Raw genomic sequence first — 14,748 nt, 5'->3', positions numbered from 1 at the left:
TCTCCTACGGCAGCAGCACCGACAACTCCTGCGCCCCCTTCAACAATACCGGCAGGATATCGTCCTTCATCTTCTGCTGGCTCACGCGCGCCGCTTGCGTGCCGACGTTCAGCGCCGCGATGACATTGCCCGATGCGCCGCGTACGGGAACGGCGATGCTGCGCAAGCCGATTTCGAGTTCCTGTTCGAGGATCACGTAGCCGTTCTTGCGTGCGCTGCCGAGAATTTCCCTGAGGCCCTTTTCGGAGACGACGGTCTTGTCGGTCCAGGCCTTCAGTTCGACTCTCTTGAAGTACGCGTCCAGGTCCTCCTCCGGCTGGCAGGCGAGCAGCACGCGGCCGAGCGAGGTGCAGTACGCGGGCAGACGGCTGCCGGTGTTGAGTGCGACCGACATGATGCGCGAAGTGGCCGAGCGGGCCACGTAGAGCACTTCGTCCTCGTCGAGCACGGCCAGCGAGCATGATTCGTTGAGCGTGCGGCTGATGCTGTTGAGATAGGGCTGGGCGGCGAGCGTGAGCGGCGTCGAGGACAGATAGGAATAGCCGAGCGTGAGTATCTTGGGCTTGAGCGAGAAATTGTTCGCTTCGGAATCGACGTAGCCGAGTTGCTTCAGCGTGTGCAGGCAGCGGCGCACGGCCGCGCGCGGAATGCCGGTGCGGTGGCTGATCTGCGCGATGGTGAGGCTGCGGCGCTGGTCGCTGAAGGCGCGGATCACGGCCAATCCGCGCGCCAGCGAGGTCATGAAGCTGGGATCGGTGAGGGCGTCGATTTCTTCCGCGATGGTGAGCGGTTTCTTTGCTGCTGCATCCGCCGGTGCGTGGCCGGCTGCGGTGTTGGGCATGCTGTTTCCCTTTTATGCCGGCAAGCCGCCGGGCTGATGTGAGTGTTGGTTTTCGCGCGTCGAAAACAGGCTTTCTGTGTGCCGCGCGGAGTTGTTCGGCCATCGAACACATTTGCGAAAACCGCCTTGACGCTCGCTTGTTGCACTCGATACACTGCAATTGTGTTCTATAAACAAACATTAGTTCGATAATCGAACAATGTCAACATGAGCCGGATGCGAGTTGCAGGTTGTGCAAGCCCGCGAATGCGATGGCCGGAGACGTTATTCCGGCTGCATGGCAGGTTTGCACATGCAAACAGCTCCATACACAAGAGAAGCGAACGTGATCGATAAAATTTCAGAATCCCTGGAAGCTGCCGTATCCGACATCCGCGACGGCGCGACCGTGATGATCGGCGGCTTCGGCAACGCCGGCATGCCGTCCGCCTTGATCGATGCGCTGATTGCGCACGGCGCACGCGAGTTGACGATCGTCAACAACAATGCCGGCAACGGCGACACCGGACTGGCGGCGCTGATCGCGGCGAAGCGGGTGCGCAAGATCATCTGCTCGTTCCCGCGCCAGGTCGATTCCCATCATTTCGACGCGGCGTTCCGCGCCGGCGAAATCGAGCTGGAACTGACGCCGCAAGGCAACCTGGCCGAGCGTATTCGTGCCGCAGGCGCGGGCATCGGCGGTTTCTTCACGCCGACCGGCTACGGCACGCTGTTGGCAGAAGGCAAGGAAACGCGCGTGATCAACGGCCGCAACTATGTGCTGGAGTCGCCGATCCACGCCGACTTCGCACTGATCAAGGCGCACAAGGGCGACCGCTGGGGCAACCTGGTCTATCGCAAGACAGCGCGCAATTTCGGTCCCATCATGGCGATGGCGGCCAAGTGCACGATTGCGCAAGTCAATGAAGTCGTCGAACTCGGCGAACTCGATCCGGAAACGATCGTGACTCCGGGGATTTTTGTTCAGCGCGTGGTACTGCAAGGGAGGCCGGCATGAAACGTTTGACCCGCGACCAGATCGCCGCGCGCGTGGCGCAGGATATCTCTGAAGGCGCATATGTGAACCTCGGCATCGGCCTGCCCACCATGGTCGCCAACTATCTGCCGAAGGAACGTGAAATCTTCCTGCACAGCGAGAACGGCTTGCTCGGCATGGGGCCGGCACCTGCGCCCGGCGAGGAAGATGAAGACCTGATCAACGCCGGCAAGCAGCCGGTCACGCTGCTGAAGGGCGGTGCGTATTTCCACCACGCCGATTCGTTCGCAATGATGCGCGGCGGGCATCTGGACATCTGCGTGCTCGGCGCATTCCAGGTGTCGGCTACGGGCGACTTGGCGAACTGGCACACCGGTGCGCCGGATGCAATCCCCGCGGTTGGCGGCGCGATGGACCTGGCGGTCGGCGCGAAGCAGGTGTTCGTGATGATGGAGCATCAGACCAAGACCGGCGAGAGCAAGGTCGTGGCGCAATGCAGCTATCCGCTGACGGGTGTCGGCTGCGTGAACCGCATCTATACCGATCTGGCAGTGCTCGACGTGACGCCGGACGGATTGGCCGTGCGCGAGAAGATTGCCGATATATCGTTCGAAGAATTGCAGACGATTACCGGCGTGCCCTTGATCGATCGGACGGCGTCCTGACCGATTGAGTCAGTCGATGAGCCCGTCGAGATCATCATCATTCCGAGTGAAACGATGAATCCCGGCGCGGTTCGTGCGATGGAGGATTCGTTGAGAATTCGCTGTGGCCGCCTTTGATCAAGAAACGCAATAGGTATTATCAAGATTCACGGTTGACGCAATAAGGCTTCAACTTGAAACTGCACCCCAAACTTATTCATGGAGATGACCATGACCCAAGCCTTTATTTGTGACGCAATCCGCACCCCCATCGGCCGTTACGGCGGCGCGTTGAAGGACGTGCGGGCCGACGACCTCGGCGCGGTGCCGCTGCGTGCGCTGATGGCGCGCAATCCCGATGTGGATTGGAACGCGGTGCAGGACGTGATTTACGGCTGCGCCAACCAGGCCGGCGAAGACAACCGCAACGTGGCGCGCATGTCCGCGCTGCTGGCCGGTCTGCCGCAGGAAATCGGCGGTTCGACCATCAACCGCCTGTGCGGTTCGGGCATGGATGCGCTCGGTACCGCCGCGCGCGCCATCAAGTCGGGCGAAACGAGCCTGATGATCGCCGGCGGCGTCGAGTCGATGACCCGCGCGCCGTTCGTGATGGGCAAGGCCGACAGCGCGTTCTCGCGCAACGCCGGCATCTTCGATACCACCATCGGCTGGCGTTTCATCAATCCGCAGATGAAGGCGCTGTACGGCGTCGATTCCATGCCGGAAACCGCAGAGAACGTCGCCGTCGACTACAAGATCAGCCGCGAAGACCAGGACAGATTCGCCGTGGCGAGCCAGAACAAGGCTGCCGCCGCGCAGCAGAACGGCACGCTGGCACAGGAAATCACGCCGGTCGTGATCCCGCAGAAGAAGGGCGATCCGGTCACGGTGTCGCAGGACGAGCATCCGCGCGCGACCAGCATGGAAGCGCTTGCGAAACTGAAAGGCGTGGTGCGCGCTGATGGCTCGGTGACCGCAGGCAATGCCTCCGGCGTGAACGACGGCGCATGCGCCTTGCTGCTGGCCGATGAGGCATCGGCGTCGCGCTTCGGCCTGACGCCGCGCGCCCGCATTGTCGGCATGGCGACCGCAGGCGTTGCGCCGCGCGTCATGGGCATCGGCCCGGCGCCGGCATCGCAGAAGCTGCTGCAGCAGCTTGGCCTGACCATCGACCAGATGGACGTGATCGAATTGAACGAGGCATTCGCGGCGCAAGGCCTTGCCGTGCTGCGCATGCTGGGCGTGCAGGACAACGATCCGCGCGTGAATCCGAACGGCGGCGCGATTGCGCTCGGCCACCCGCTCGGCATGAGCGGCGCGCGTCTGGTGACGACCGCGATGTACCAGCTGCACCGCACCGGCGGCCGCTACGCGCTGTGCACCATGTGCATCGGCGTGGGGCAGGGGATTGCAATGGTGATCGAGCGGGTTTGATCGCTCGGTCATTGTGAATCGTCGTGCCGGTGGCATGAGAGGAATCTCGAACCGCGCCGTTGCGTGGGAGTTCGAGGTTCTTCATGGTCGTTCGGCATGGCACGCAGCATAAGAGCGTCTAACAAAATGAAGCGAAGCGGTTCTGAGTAGACGCGCCGCCGCAGACAGTACAACTGTACGGCAAGGCGGCGCAACACCCTCAGAATCATTTTGTTAGACGCTCTAAGAAACACAGCACCATATTTGAAGGAGCAAGCAATGTCGGAAATCGCGCAATACCGCCGGCCGTACTGGGACACCCAACCGGAATATCTTTGCGAATCCTATGCGTCGACGCAGAAACGTTCGCCGTCCAAGCCACTGATCCTGTTGCCGCAAACGCTGTCCGAGGTGACGGGTCCGGTGTTCGGTCACGACACGGTCAAGCTCGGTGACAATGATCTGACCCACCATCACGCCGGCGAACCGATCGGCGAACGCATCATCGTCAGCGGCCGCGTGCTCGACGAAAACGGCCAGCCGGTGCGCAATCAGCTGATCGAGGCATGGCAGGCCAATGCCGCCGGCCGGTATCTGCACAAGAACGATCAGCATGATGCGCCGCTCGATCCGAACTTCACCGGCAACGGCCGCACCATGACCGATTCGGAAGGGCGCTACGAGTTCCTGACCATCAAGCCCGGTGCCTACCCGTGGCGCAACCATCACAATGCATGGCGTCCGGCGCATATTCATTTCTCGCTGTTCGGCAATGCCTTTGCGACCCGTCTGGTGACGCAGATGTACTTCCCGGGCGATCCCTTGCTGCCGTTCGATCCGATTTTCAACTGCACCGCTGACGAGAAATCGCGCAACCGGCTGATCTCCTCTTTCGATTGGGAAAAGACCAGCCCGGAATACGCGCTCGCCTACCGTTTCGATATCGTGCTGCGCGGACGCGACGCCACGCCAATGGAGAAGTAACATGAGCCTGCAAATGACCGCATCGCAGACCGTCGGCCCCTACCTGCATATCGGACTCGACGGCTTGAATACCGATAACCTCGTCGGCGAGGGCGTGACTGGTGAACGCATCGTGCTGCAGGGACGCGTGTTCGACGGCAACGGCAAGATTGTCCCGGACGGCATGATCGAAATCTGGCAAGCCAATGCCCACGGCAAGTACGCGCATCCGGACGACACGCGCGAGCTGCCCGTCGAAGCCGGCTTCAAGGGCTTCGGCCGCATCTCGACCGATGCCGAAGGCGGATTCCGCTTCACCACCATCAAGCCGGGCCGCGTGCCGGGACCGGGTGGCGCGCTGCAGGCGCCGCACATCGTGGTGTCGGTGTTTGCGCGCGGCCTGACCAAGCGGCTTGCGACCCGCGTGTATTTCGCGGATGAGGCGAGCAATGCCGACGATCCGATCCTGAAACTCGTTCCCGCCGAACGGCGCGCTACGCTCATCGCGAAGCGCACGGGCGACGGCGTGTACGAATGGAATGTCGCGATCCAGGGCGATTCCAGCGGAAACGACGAGACAGTGTTTTTCGATGTATAGAAGAGACCATTCTCTTCGGAAGCAGTCCGGGTGCTGGCGGCTCAACCGTTGTTGTGCGGGCAGATGAACGATGTGCAGGGCATCTGTCACAATGTCTGAAGTCAGCAGCATGTTCGACGTGCTCCATGCTCCCGCTCTTGCAAGGATCGGGAGCATGATGCATGTTTGTCTGAATTGCATGTGGTGCGCCTGATTTCCGGAACAGACAAATGACATTCAATCCACTATCCAGTCTCACCGGCCCGATGTCCTCCACACCGGCAATGCTGGAGGCGTTTTCCGCCCGCGCATGCGTGCAGGGCATGCTCGATTTCGAAGCGGCGCTGTCCCGCGCCGAAATCCGCGCCGGCGTCATCCCGACGGAAGTGGGTGCGATCGGCGCTGCATGCGATGCCGCACGCATCGACTTCGAGAAGCTCGGCAACGCCGCCGCATCGGCCGGCAATCTCGCGATCCCGCTGGTCAAGCAGTTGACCGCGTTGGTGGCCGCCGGCGACAAGGAAGCCGCCAAGTACGTGCACTGGGGCGCGACCAGCCAGGACGTCATCGACACCGGACTGGTGCTGCAGCTGCGCCATGCGCTCGATCTGATCGACGCCGATCTGGAACAACTCGCCGCCGCGCTGGCGGCGCTCGCGCTGCGGCATCGCGACACGCCGATGGTCGGACGCACCTGGATGCAGCACGCGCTGCCCATCACCTTCGGTTTGAAAGCCGCCGGCTGGCTCGACGGCGTGATGCGTCATCAGGAACGACTGACGGCGCTGCGTTCGCGCGTGCTGGTCCTGCAGTTCGGCGGCGCGGCTGGCACGCTGGCCAGCCTCGGCGCGCAAGGCATGCAGGTATCCGAAGCCCTGGCGGAGGAATTGCAACTCGCCTTGCCCGATATGCCTTGGCACACGCAACGCGACCGCGTCACGGAAGTCGCGGCGGCGCTCGGCATGCTGGCAGGCTCGCTCGGCAAGATGGCGCGCGATATTTCGCTCTGCATGCAAACCGATGTGGCTGAACTCGCCGAACCCGCAGGGGAAGGGCGTGGCGGCTCATCGACCATGCCGCACAAGCGCAATCCCGTCGGTTCTGCGGTGGCACTGACTGCCGCAGTGCGCGTGCCCGCGCTGGTGTCCGTGATGTTGTCGGGCATGGTGCAGGAGCACGAGCGCGCCCTGGGCGGCTGGCAGGCCGAGTGGGACACCCTGCCGGAAATCTTCCAGCTCACCGCAGGCGCACTGCAACAGATGACGCAGGTCGCGTCCGGCCTCGCGGTCGATGCCGCGCGCATGCGCAAGAACCTCGACGCGACCGGCGGCCAGATCATGGCCGAGGCGGTCACGCTCGCGCTCGGCGCGAAGATCGGCCGCATGGCCGCGCATCAACTGGTGGAAAAGGCATGCCATCGCGCCAGCCAGTCCGGTCAGCATCTGCGTGAAGTGCTGCTATCCGACTCCGCGATCAGCGCGGAGCTGTCGGCACAGGACATCGACCGTCTGCTCGATCCCTCCGCTTATCTCGGTCAGGCCGGCGCATTCGTCGACCGTGTTCTCCAATCCCGTCAACGACACAACGGCCGCGAGAGCGGCTCCGAAAGGTAACCATCATGCCCTTTCTCGATACGCATCATGTGCGCCTGCATTACCAGATCGACGGACTCGAAGAGGGCCCGTGGTTGATCCTGTCGAATTCGCTCGGCACACAACTTGACATGTGGGCGCCGCAGATGCCGGCGCTGCGCAAGCGCTTCCGCGTGCTGCGCTACGACACGCGCGGCCACGGACAATCCAGTGTGCCACCCGGTCCCTACACCATTGCGAAACTGGGCGACGACGTCATTGCGCTGATGGATCATTTGCAGATCGACCGCGCGCATTTCTGCGGTCTGTCGATGGGCGGCATGATCGGCATGTGGCTGGGTGCGAACCGCGCTGCGCGCATCAACCGGCTGGTGCTGTGCAATACCGCCGCGCTGATCGGCCCGCCGGAGCTGTGGAATACCCGTATCGCCAAGGTCAACAGCGAAGGCATGGGGGCCATCGTGCCGGCGGTGATCGACCGCTGGTTCACGCCGGAATTCCAGAAAAGCGCACACAACGAAGTGGACCTGGTGCGCAAGATGCTGCTGCACACGCATACCGTCGGCTACGCTGCCAATTGCGCCGCGGTGCGCGACATGGACCTGCGCGAGTCGCTGTTCGCGGTGCGCGCGCCGACGCTGGTGATCGCAGGTGCCTACGATGCGGCCACTCCGCCGCAGGACAGCAGGCTGGTTGCCGACCGCATCGCGCATGCGCGCTATGTGAGTCTGGAAGCGGCACACCTGTCGAACTGGGAAGTTGCCGACGAATTTACCGACACGCTGGTCGGATTCTTGACAGAAGGAGCATGAGATGGATGAGCAGGAACGGCACGCCAAGGGGATGGAAGTGCGCCGCGCCGTGTTGGGCAGCGCGCACGTCGATCGCGCGCAGGCCAATCTGAACGAATTGAACAGCGAGTTCCAGAACCTGATCACGCGCTACGCGTGGGGAGAAATCTGGACGCGCCCGGGCTTGCCGCGCCACACGCGCAGCCTTCTGACCATCATGGCGATGGTGGCGCTGAACCGCGAAGAGGAATTGAAACTGCACTTGCGCGCCGCATCCAACAACGGGGTGTCGCGCGACGAGATCAAGGAAGTGCTGCTGCAGGCCGCCGTCTATTGCGGTGTGCCTGCGGCGAACTCGGCATTCCATATGGCGCAGGACGTGTTCCGGCAGATGGACGAGGCAGCGGGGAAGTAGCAGGGCGTAGGGCGGGTCCCACCCGCCGGGACAGGGATACGGCGGTCTCGGCGGGTGGAACCCGCCCTACGCAAGCTCGCGTTCAAGCGAGATTGGTAACGGGACAGATGCCGGGCGGGCCCAACCCGCTCCGGCAGGACAATATTAGTAACGAGATAGGAGGAGACAGCATCATGCATAAATTCACCAGTACCAGAAGAAGGTGGTCATGATGGGTAATTTGATTGGCGTATTGTTCGACGGCGTTGCCTACGGCAGCCTGTTATTTCTCATCAGCGTCGGCCTGTCGATCACGATGGGCCTGATGAACTTCATCAACCTCGCGCACGGCGCGTTCGCGATGCTCGGCGGCTACATCTGCGTGATGTTGATGACCAGGATGGGCATTCCCTTCCTGGCATCGCTGCCGATCGCATTCGTCGGCAGCGCGATCGCCGGCCTCGTGCTGGAACGCACGCTGTACCGCCGCCTGTACAAGGCAAGCCATCTCGACCAGGTGCTGTTCTCGATCGGCCTGACCTTCATGGCGATGGCCGCCGCGACCTATGTGTGGGGACCGCAGCAGCAGCCGGTGCAACTGCCCGAGTGGCTGCGCGGACAGGTGTCGCTGTTCGGCCTCGAGGTCGGCGCGTACCGCCTGTTCATGATCGGCGTCGTGGTCGTCATCACGCTGGCGCTGGGATTCCTGATTGAGCGCACCCGCTTCGGCGCGCAGATCCGCGCCTCGGTGGACAACCAGGCTGCGTCCGCCGGTCTGGGCATCAACGTCAGCCGCGTGTTCAGCCTCACCTTCGCACTGGGCTCCGGCATGGCCGGCCTCGGTGGCGGGCTGGGCATCGATATCCTCGGCCTCGATCCGGCTTTCCCGATCAAGTACATGGTGTACTTCCTGCTGGTGGTCGCCGTCGGCGGCGCGGGCACGATCAAGGGACCGCTGCTTGCCGCGCTGATCCTCGGCATCTTCGACGTCGCCGGCAAATATTACGTGCCGTCGATTGGCGCATTCGTCATCTACGGCCTGATGGTAGTGCTGCTGCTGCTGTTCCCGGCTGGTCTGCTCGGGAGGCGTACATGAAACCGACCACCATTTCTTCCACAATGAGCGCGGTGAAACCAGTGCAAACGAACTCAACACAATTCCGCCTGCCGAACGACCGCTGGCGTCCGCTGGAAATCCTGTTCTGGCTGATTCCGATCGCGTTCTACTTCCTGTTCTCCGGCTATCTGGTGCTGGGCAGCCAGATCATGATCGTCGGCCTGTTCGCGGTGTCGCTCGACCTGATCCTCGGCTACGCCGGCATCGTGTCGCTGGGCCACGCGGCCTTCTTCGGCCTCGGTGCCTACGCCGCCGGTTTGCTGGCGGTGCACGGCTGGACCGAACCGCTGACCGGCTTGCTGGTCGCGGCCGTGGTGACTGCCGTGTTCGGCTATCTGACCAGCTTCCTTGTCGTTCGCGGTCAGGATCTGACGCGCCTGATGGTGACGCTCGGCATCGGCCTGATGCTGTTCGAGGCAGCCAACAAGGCGGCCTTCATCACCGGCGGTGTCGATGGCTTGCAGGGCATCGTGATGGGCAAGATTTTCGGCGTGTTCGAGTTCGACCTGTACGGCAAGGTGGCCTTCATCTATAGCGGCATCGTGCTGTTCATCGTGTTCGTCATCCTGCGCCGCGTGATGAATTCGCCGTTCGGCCTGGGCCTGATCGGCATCCGCGAAGGCGGCCGCCGCATGCCGGCCATCGGTGCCAACGTCAACCAGCGTCTGACCGTGGTCTTCACGCTCGGTGCGGCGGTGGCAGGGATTGCCGGTGCATTGCTCGCGCAAACCACCCAGTTCGTCGGCCTGGATTCGCTGGGCTTCTCCCGTTCGGCAGAGCTGGTCATCATCCTCGTGCTCGGCGGTACCGGTCGCTTGTACGGCGGTCTGATCGGCGCAGCGGTGTTCATGGTTGCGCAGGACTATATCGCCGGCCTCAACCCGGTTTACTGGCAATTCTGGATCGGTTTGCTGCTGATCGTGATCGTGCTGTTCGCACGCGGCGGCATCATGGGCGGCGTCGTCGCCATCGTGGAAAATATCAAGCAACGCGCAGCAGGAGGACGCAAATGAGCACGACACTGCCGAACACTACATTGCGCACGGAAGGACTGTCCAAACAGTGGGGCGCGTTCAAGGCCAACAGCGATGTCAGCCTGACGTTCCAGCCAGGCGCGCGCCATGCGCTGATCGGGCCGAACGGCGCGGGCAAGACCACCTTCATCAACCTGCTGACCGGCTTTTTCGCACCCACCAGCGGCAAGGTGTTCTTCGGCGACGAAGACATCACGGCGCTGCCGCAGCACAAGCGCGTCAAGCTCGGCATGACCCGCACGTTCCAGATCAATACGCTGTTCGCCGGATTGACTGTGCTGGAATCGGTCGTGCTGGCGATCAATGAACGCAAGGGCATGCAATTCGTCTGGTACAAGACCGTTGCCCAGGAAAGCGCGACGATCGACGAAGCGATGGAGCTGCTCACGCTGCTCAAGCTGGAGCGCGACGCCGACACCATCACGCGCAGCCTGCCGTACGGCAAGCAGCGTCTGGTGGAAATCGCGCTGGCACTGGCGACCAAGCCCAAGGTGCTGCTGCTGGACGAACCCGCCGCGGGCATCCCGTCGGCGGAAAGCGCGGAGCTGTTCGACGTCATCGCGCGCCTGCCGCGCGAGGTGACCGTCGTTTTCATCGAGCACGACATGAATCTGGTGTTCCGCTTTGCCGAGCGCATCACGGTGCTGGTCGGCGGCAAGGTGCTGACGGAAGGGACGCCCGCGGAAATTGCAGCCGACCCGCGGGTCAAGGAAGTGTATCTGGGAGAAGCGGAACATGAGTGAATTGCTCGCGCTGGACAACGTCACGGCCGGCTATGGTGAATCGGTCGTCCTCGAAGGAATTTCGTTTGCAATGCAGGAAGGCGACAGCCTCGCCCTGCTCGGACGCAACGGCGTCGGCAAGACCAGCCTGCTGGTCACGCTGATGGGCCTGACCCGCATGCACGGCGGCAAGATCCGCTGGCAGGGCGGCGACATCGCGCGCGTACCGACCTACCTGCGCGCACACGCAGGACTCGGCTGGGTGCCGCAGGAACGCTTCATGTTTCCGTCGCTGACGGTCGAGGAGCACCTGACCGTCGTCGCACGGCCGGGCGAATGGGACGTGAAGAAGATTTATGAAATCTTCCCGCGCCTGCAGGAACGCCGCAACAACATGGGCAACCAGCTCTCCGGCGGCGAACAGCAGATGCTCGCGATCGCGCGCGCGCTGATGGTCAACCCGAAGCTGCTGCTGCTGGACGAACCGATGGAAGGCCTTGCCCCGATCATCGTGCAGGAATTGATGCGCGTGATCCGCCAGCTGGTCGTCGACAAGGGCATGTCCGTCATCGTCGTCGAACAGCACGCACGACTGGCGCTCTCGATCACCAAGCGCGCCATCGTGCTCGACCGCGGTCAGATCGTCCACGAGTCGGACAGCGAGAGTCTGATGCAGGACAAGGACAAGCTGGACCGCCTGGTGGCCGTCGCGCACTGACGCGCTTCGATTGATTTTCCCCTCCATGACACGTGGACCGGTCGGTCCACGTCGTCGTCCTCTCCCGCTTCCCCGCCTTCGCCGCCATCCAGCAAGTCCCCGCCGCATGTCCGTGGCGTCGGATTGCTTGCCGCTTTTTGCCGTTTGATTAATACTGTGCAAAATTGCCAGATGTGCCGGGAAAACCAGTATCGGCGCGGCTTTTGACGATTCCGTCGGTGCCACGTTATACAGCAGGCGCCGTGTTATACGGACAGGTCGTGCTGTATAAATCGAGTTATGCATAAGAGGCATCCCCTGTGAATTTCCCTCTAGAACTGACAGCGCAAATTAACAGCCACAACGGCAACTTCACCCGTATGTTCACTTTGAACCGAGGCCTTACAGTTCTGCTTGGACCAAACGGATCTGGTAAGACACACATTCTTAGGGGACTAAAGAACAGTCTTAACCAGCACATGAATGGTAAGCATGTGCGGTTCCTCTCAGCTGGTCGCATGGGGATGTTGGAGCAGTTCAGATCAGACTTCGATGGGCATCGTGGTGGCTCTCCAATGTATGACGAAGCAACCTATGGCAGCAAAGGAGATGCTGCTCGCAGACATCGGATGGAAACCTTAAATGGGGATTTCCAAACGCTCGCGGAGCGGGCTGACATTCTGATAAAAATTCAGGAGCGACTTAGAAAGCTATTTAAGAGAGACGTTCTTATTGACTGGGATGGTGGGAACTTAAAAATTTCATTTTCCCGCTTAGACATAGAAGCCAAACCATACTCTTCGGGCCGCGAGGCATCCGGCCTAATGCAATTGGTTGGAATACTTGCGGCTCTGTATGACGATGATGTCGGCGCACTTCTTCTCGATGAACCCGAGGTGTCGTTGCATCCTCAGTTGCAGGCGTTTCTTTTGAATGAAATCCTTCGTGTTTCGGGGCATCCGGCAGCCGGAGCCAACAAGAAGATCGTAATCATTGCGACGCACTCAACGGAAATGCTCCAAATTCAAAGACCAGAAGACTTGTTATCTCTTGTCTTCTGTTATGACCTTATGACTGACCCCGTTCAGATTCCGGCCGATGCTGGTGAGCTAAAAAATAAGAAAGTACAAAGTCTAATTGCTCGCCTGGGCCAAGAGCATAAGTTGTCGCTATTTTCCAAACGTCCTCTACTTGTTGAAGGGCCTTCTGACGTAATCATATGCAGTGCCCTAGCGAGCAAGCTAGATATGCATCTCGAAGCCGCCGGATCACAGCTTCTTCCTGTCATCGGCAAGGGGCAAATGCCAGCCGTTGCAAAATTGCTGAGGCTGCTAGGAAAGACTCCAGTGGCATTGGCTGACGCGGATGGATTTGCTGATGGGGTTGATCTGGCCAGCTCCTACCTCATCGACAACCCTGACGCAGATAAGCACGCTAGCTCATTGGGGTTTCCTTCCGCGCAACAAATGTCTGGAGCGATTTTCGCGGATTTCTGCAAATTGGTGGATAGTCGGTGGGGCGAAGTTTCCGCCAGCGCCGAGGTGCATCCATATTGGGTGAATAGGAATGCCGATGAGGAAACTCAAGCAAAGCGCCGGGCTGCTTTTTGTACGCTATTTACATGCACCGACAATGAACTAACGCAGTTGGCAACCGACAGCGCTTGGGCGAGCATAAAACATCGACTTGTGGCATTGCTTGACTTGCTGGAGCAATGCGGTCTGTTCGTTTTGCGTAGGGGATCAATTGAGTCTTACTACCTAAATTCAGATCGTTTCACTTCGATCGGTAAACCAAGTGCAGCTGTTAGCGAAATCGACGCCCTCACTCCGTTTACCGCCGATGATGTCTCCTCCGCATATTTTGATGTAGTGCGATGTATTCGCTATGCCTCAAACGCCGAAGCAATTTGTGAGGCGGATGCGTTGAGGGACCTTCTGCTTTCAGTGGTTGCGCCCGCACATGCCAGATTCAAGAGCGGCGACTCCTCACCCAACTTCAACTTGCTAGCCCGATCAATACTAGGTGAGAGATCAAAATTATTTTCGCTGGCTATTAAAGGAGAAAAGCTCGTTGTTTCGATTGAGAGCAAGATTCTCAGCGTCCAAGGTTTTCCTGTAGAAATTGGAAAGGACGATGACGTTCTGAAATGTATTAATTCGGCGCTTGCAACCAATGCATAACCCGGCAGTCGAGCGGACGCTTCACCAACCGGCTCAGCGCCGCTCACTTCTACGTTGGACATCAAAGGAATTTCGAAATGGAAAAAGCTGACGTGTCTACATTCGAATCAAAGCTGCTTCGCCCGACAAAACCGGGTAACGATGATTCATGGGCTTTTCTTGTTCTGCCAAAAAGCGCAAGTGACACGTTGCCAAGGCGTGGCAGGACGTCGGTCGAGGGCACCATCAACGGGTACCTCTTTCAAGCCACGCTTGAACCGGATGGTCAGTTAAGCCATTGGCTCAAGGTGAGCAAGGGACTGCGTGAGGCTGCCTGCGCGAACATTGGCGAAATGGTTGCGATCCAAATTTCACCGGCCAATCCAGAGCCGGAACCGCAGCTGCCGGATGATCTGCAGGAAGCTCTCGCTGTCTCTCCGGCAGCCAAGGCTGCCTGGGAGGACACCACGACCATCGCACGTGTCGATTGGGTCCACTGGATTGAATCTGCGAAGCAGGCCAAGACTCGAAAACAGCGGGTGGAAAACGCCTGCGACATGCTTTCTTCGGGCAAGAAGCGTGTCTGCTGCTTTGATCAATCGGGCTTCTATAGCAAGAGCCTCAGCGCACCTCAGGCAGCGGACTAGCGGCATGGAGTCGTATACGCCCAACAAAGCGCTGCAGCCGACCATCAACTCGCTACGCGGTTTGCCGTCGGCTGAGCTTCGGCTGTGCAGAGACCGTTCGCAGGAGTAGGCAGGACACGCGCTGCAGAGCGCCCCGAACAGCCATCCTCAGCCACTGCCAACATCCTCCGACAACGAT

General features: G+C 60.7%; 15 protein-coding genes. 14 read left to right on the top strand and 1 reads right to left on the bottom strand.

What is annotated here, in order from left to right:
- Positions 1–4: 4 nt before the first annotated feature.
- Entirely contained in the window at positions 5–841 is an 837-nt protein-coding gene (locus tag D3870_RS12355) for an IclR family transcriptional regulator domain-containing protein (protein ID WP_119739501.1), read from the bottom strand.
- Between the two features lie 325 nt (positions 842–1,166).
- On the opposite strand from D3870_RS12355, the gene D3870_RS12350 reads away from it, so the two are divergent.
- From D3870_RS12350 to D3870_RS12285, 14 genes are all read left to right on the top strand, one after another.
- A complete protein-coding gene (locus D3870_RS12350; protein ID WP_119739499.1) occupies positions 1,167–1,838 on the top strand; it encodes a 3-oxoacid CoA-transferase subunit A in 672 nt (223 codons plus the stop codon).
- Positions 1,835–2,482, top strand: a complete 648-nt coding sequence (locus tag D3870_RS12345) for a CoA transferase subunit B (RefSeq protein WP_119739497.1) — start codon at positions 1,835–1,837, stop codon at positions 2,480–2,482. The genes D3870_RS12350 and D3870_RS12345 overlap by 4 nt, the downstream gene beginning before the upstream one ends.
- A gap of 210 nt (positions 2,483–2,692) precedes the next feature.
- The gene (pcaF, locus tag D3870_RS12340; RefSeq protein ID WP_119742021.1) at positions 2,693–3,895 is read left to right on the top strand and encodes a 3-oxoadipyl-CoA thiolase; all 1,203 of its coding nucleotides are present in this window, start codon (positions 2,693–2,695) and stop codon (positions 3,893–3,895) included.
- 258 nt (positions 3,896–4,153) lie between these two features.
- Positions 4,154–4,858, top strand: a complete 705-nt coding sequence (gene pcaH, locus D3870_RS12335; RefSeq protein ID WP_119742019.1) for a protocatechuate 3,4-dioxygenase subunit beta — start codon at positions 4,154–4,156, stop codon at positions 4,856–4,858.
- A 1-nt stretch (position 4,859) separates the two neighbouring features.
- Positions 4,860–5,435 carry a protocatechuate 3,4-dioxygenase subunit alpha gene (gene pcaG / locus D3870_RS12330; RefSeq protein ID WP_119739495.1) on the top strand — a complete coding sequence of 192 codons (576 nt, stop codon included), beginning with the start codon at positions 4,860–4,862 and terminating at the stop codon, positions 5,433–5,435.
- Between the two features lie 209 nt (positions 5,436–5,644).
- On the top strand, positions 5,645–7,027 hold the full coding sequence (locus tag D3870_RS12325; protein WP_119739494.1) for a 3-carboxy-cis,cis-muconate cycloisomerase: 1,383 nt from the start codon (positions 5,645–5,647) through the stop codon (positions 7,025–7,027).
- Positions 7,028–7,032: 5 nt separating this feature from the next.
- The gene (gene pcaD, locus D3870_RS12320; RefSeq protein ID WP_119739492.1) at positions 7,033–7,818 is read left to right on the top strand and encodes a 3-oxoadipate enol-lactonase; all 786 of its coding nucleotides are present in this window, start codon (positions 7,033–7,035) and stop codon (positions 7,816–7,818) included.
- 1 nt (position 7,819) lies between these two features.
- Entirely contained in the window at positions 7,820–8,212 is a 393-nt protein-coding gene (pcaC, locus tag D3870_RS12315) for a 4-carboxymuconolactone decarboxylase (RefSeq protein ID WP_119739490.1), read from the top strand.
- Positions 8,213–8,423: 211 nt separating this feature from the next.
- A complete protein-coding gene (locus D3870_RS12310; RefSeq protein WP_199710628.1) occupies positions 8,424–9,287 on the top strand; it encodes a branched-chain amino acid ABC transporter permease in 864 nt (287 codons plus the stop codon).
- A 23-nt stretch (positions 9,288–9,310) separates the two neighbouring features.
- Positions 9,311–10,321, top strand: a complete 1,011-nt coding sequence (locus D3870_RS12305) for a branched-chain amino acid ABC transporter permease (RefSeq protein WP_119739486.1) — start codon at positions 9,311–9,313, stop codon at positions 10,319–10,321.
- Positions 10,318–11,085, top strand: coding sequence for an ABC transporter ATP-binding protein (locus tag D3870_RS12300; RefSeq protein ID WP_119739484.1), 768 nt, complete (start codon positions 10,318–10,320; stop codon positions 11,083–11,085). Before D3870_RS12305 ends, D3870_RS12300 begins: the two co-directional genes overlap by 4 nt.
- A complete protein-coding gene (locus D3870_RS12295; protein ID WP_119739482.1) occupies positions 11,078–11,782 on the top strand; it encodes an ABC transporter ATP-binding protein in 705 nt (234 codons plus the stop codon). The genes D3870_RS12300 and D3870_RS12295 overlap by 8 nt, the downstream gene beginning before the upstream one ends.
- 299 nt (positions 11,783–12,081) lie before the next feature.
- Complete coding sequence (locus D3870_RS12290) at positions 12,082–13,944, top strand: ATP-dependent nuclease (RefSeq protein WP_119739480.1); 1,863 nt, start codon at positions 12,082–12,084, stop codon at positions 13,942–13,944.
- A 77-nt stretch (positions 13,945–14,021) separates the two neighbouring features.
- Entirely contained in the window at positions 14,022–14,570 is a 549-nt protein-coding gene (locus D3870_RS12285; protein ID WP_119739478.1) for a YdeI/OmpD-associated family protein, read from the top strand.
- Positions 14,571–14,748 lie beyond the last annotated feature (178 nt).

Origin of the sequence: Noviherbaspirillum cavernae, assembly GCF_003590875.1 — a bacterium.
Lineage (GTDB): Bacteria > Pseudomonadota > Gammaproteobacteria > Burkholderiales > Burkholderiaceae_D > Noviherbaspirillum > Noviherbaspirillum cavernae.
Note: the sequence above shows the minus strand (reverse complement) of the source record. Positions and strands in the feature narration are given on the sequence as shown.

What these genes read in the sequence shown, in the direction of transcription:
- D3870_RS12355 (WP_119739501.1), bottom strand. Translation starts at nt 841, where the DNA reads ATGCCCAACACCGCAGCCGGCCACGCACCGGCGGATGCAGCAGCAAAG.
- D3870_RS12345 (WP_119739497.1), top strand. Translation starts at nt 1,835, where the DNA reads ATGAAACGTTTGACCCGCGACCAGATCGCCGCGCGCGTGGCGCAGGAT.
- pcaF (WP_119742021.1), top strand. Translation starts at nt 2,693, where the DNA reads ATGACCCAAGCCTTTATTTGTGACGCAATCCGCACCCCCATCGGCCGT.
- pcaH (WP_119742019.1), top strand. Translation starts at nt 4,154, where the DNA reads ATGTCGGAAATCGCGCAATACCGCCGGCCGTACTGGGACACCCAACCG.
- pcaG (WP_119739495.1), top strand. Translation starts at nt 4,860, where the DNA reads ATGAGCCTGCAAATGACCGCATCGCAGACCGTCGGCCCCTACCTGCAT.
- D3870_RS12325 (WP_119739494.1), top strand. Translation starts at nt 5,645, where the DNA reads ATGACATTCAATCCACTATCCAGTCTCACCGGCCCGATGTCCTCCACA.
- pcaD (WP_119739492.1), top strand. Translation starts at nt 7,033, where the DNA reads ATGCCCTTTCTCGATACGCATCATGTGCGCCTGCATTACCAGATCGAC.
- pcaC (WP_119739490.1), top strand. Translation starts at nt 7,820, where the DNA reads ATGGATGAGCAGGAACGGCACGCCAAGGGGATGGAAGTGCGCCGCGCC.
- D3870_RS12310 (WP_199710628.1), top strand. Translation starts at nt 8,424, where the DNA reads ATGGGTAATTTGATTGGCGTATTGTTCGACGGCGTTGCCTACGGCAGC.
- D3870_RS12305 (WP_119739486.1), top strand. Translation starts at nt 9,311, where the DNA reads ATGAGCGCGGTGAAACCAGTGCAAACGAACTCAACACAATTCCGCCTG.
- D3870_RS12300 (WP_119739484.1), top strand. Translation starts at nt 10,318, where the DNA reads ATGAGCACGACACTGCCGAACACTACATTGCGCACGGAAGGACTGTCC.
- D3870_RS12295 (WP_119739482.1), top strand. Translation starts at nt 11,078, where the DNA reads ATGAGTGAATTGCTCGCGCTGGACAACGTCACGGCCGGCTATGGTGAA.
- D3870_RS12285 (WP_119739478.1), top strand. Translation starts at nt 14,022, where the DNA reads ATGGAAAAAGCTGACGTGTCTACATTCGAATCAAAGCTGCTTCGCCCG.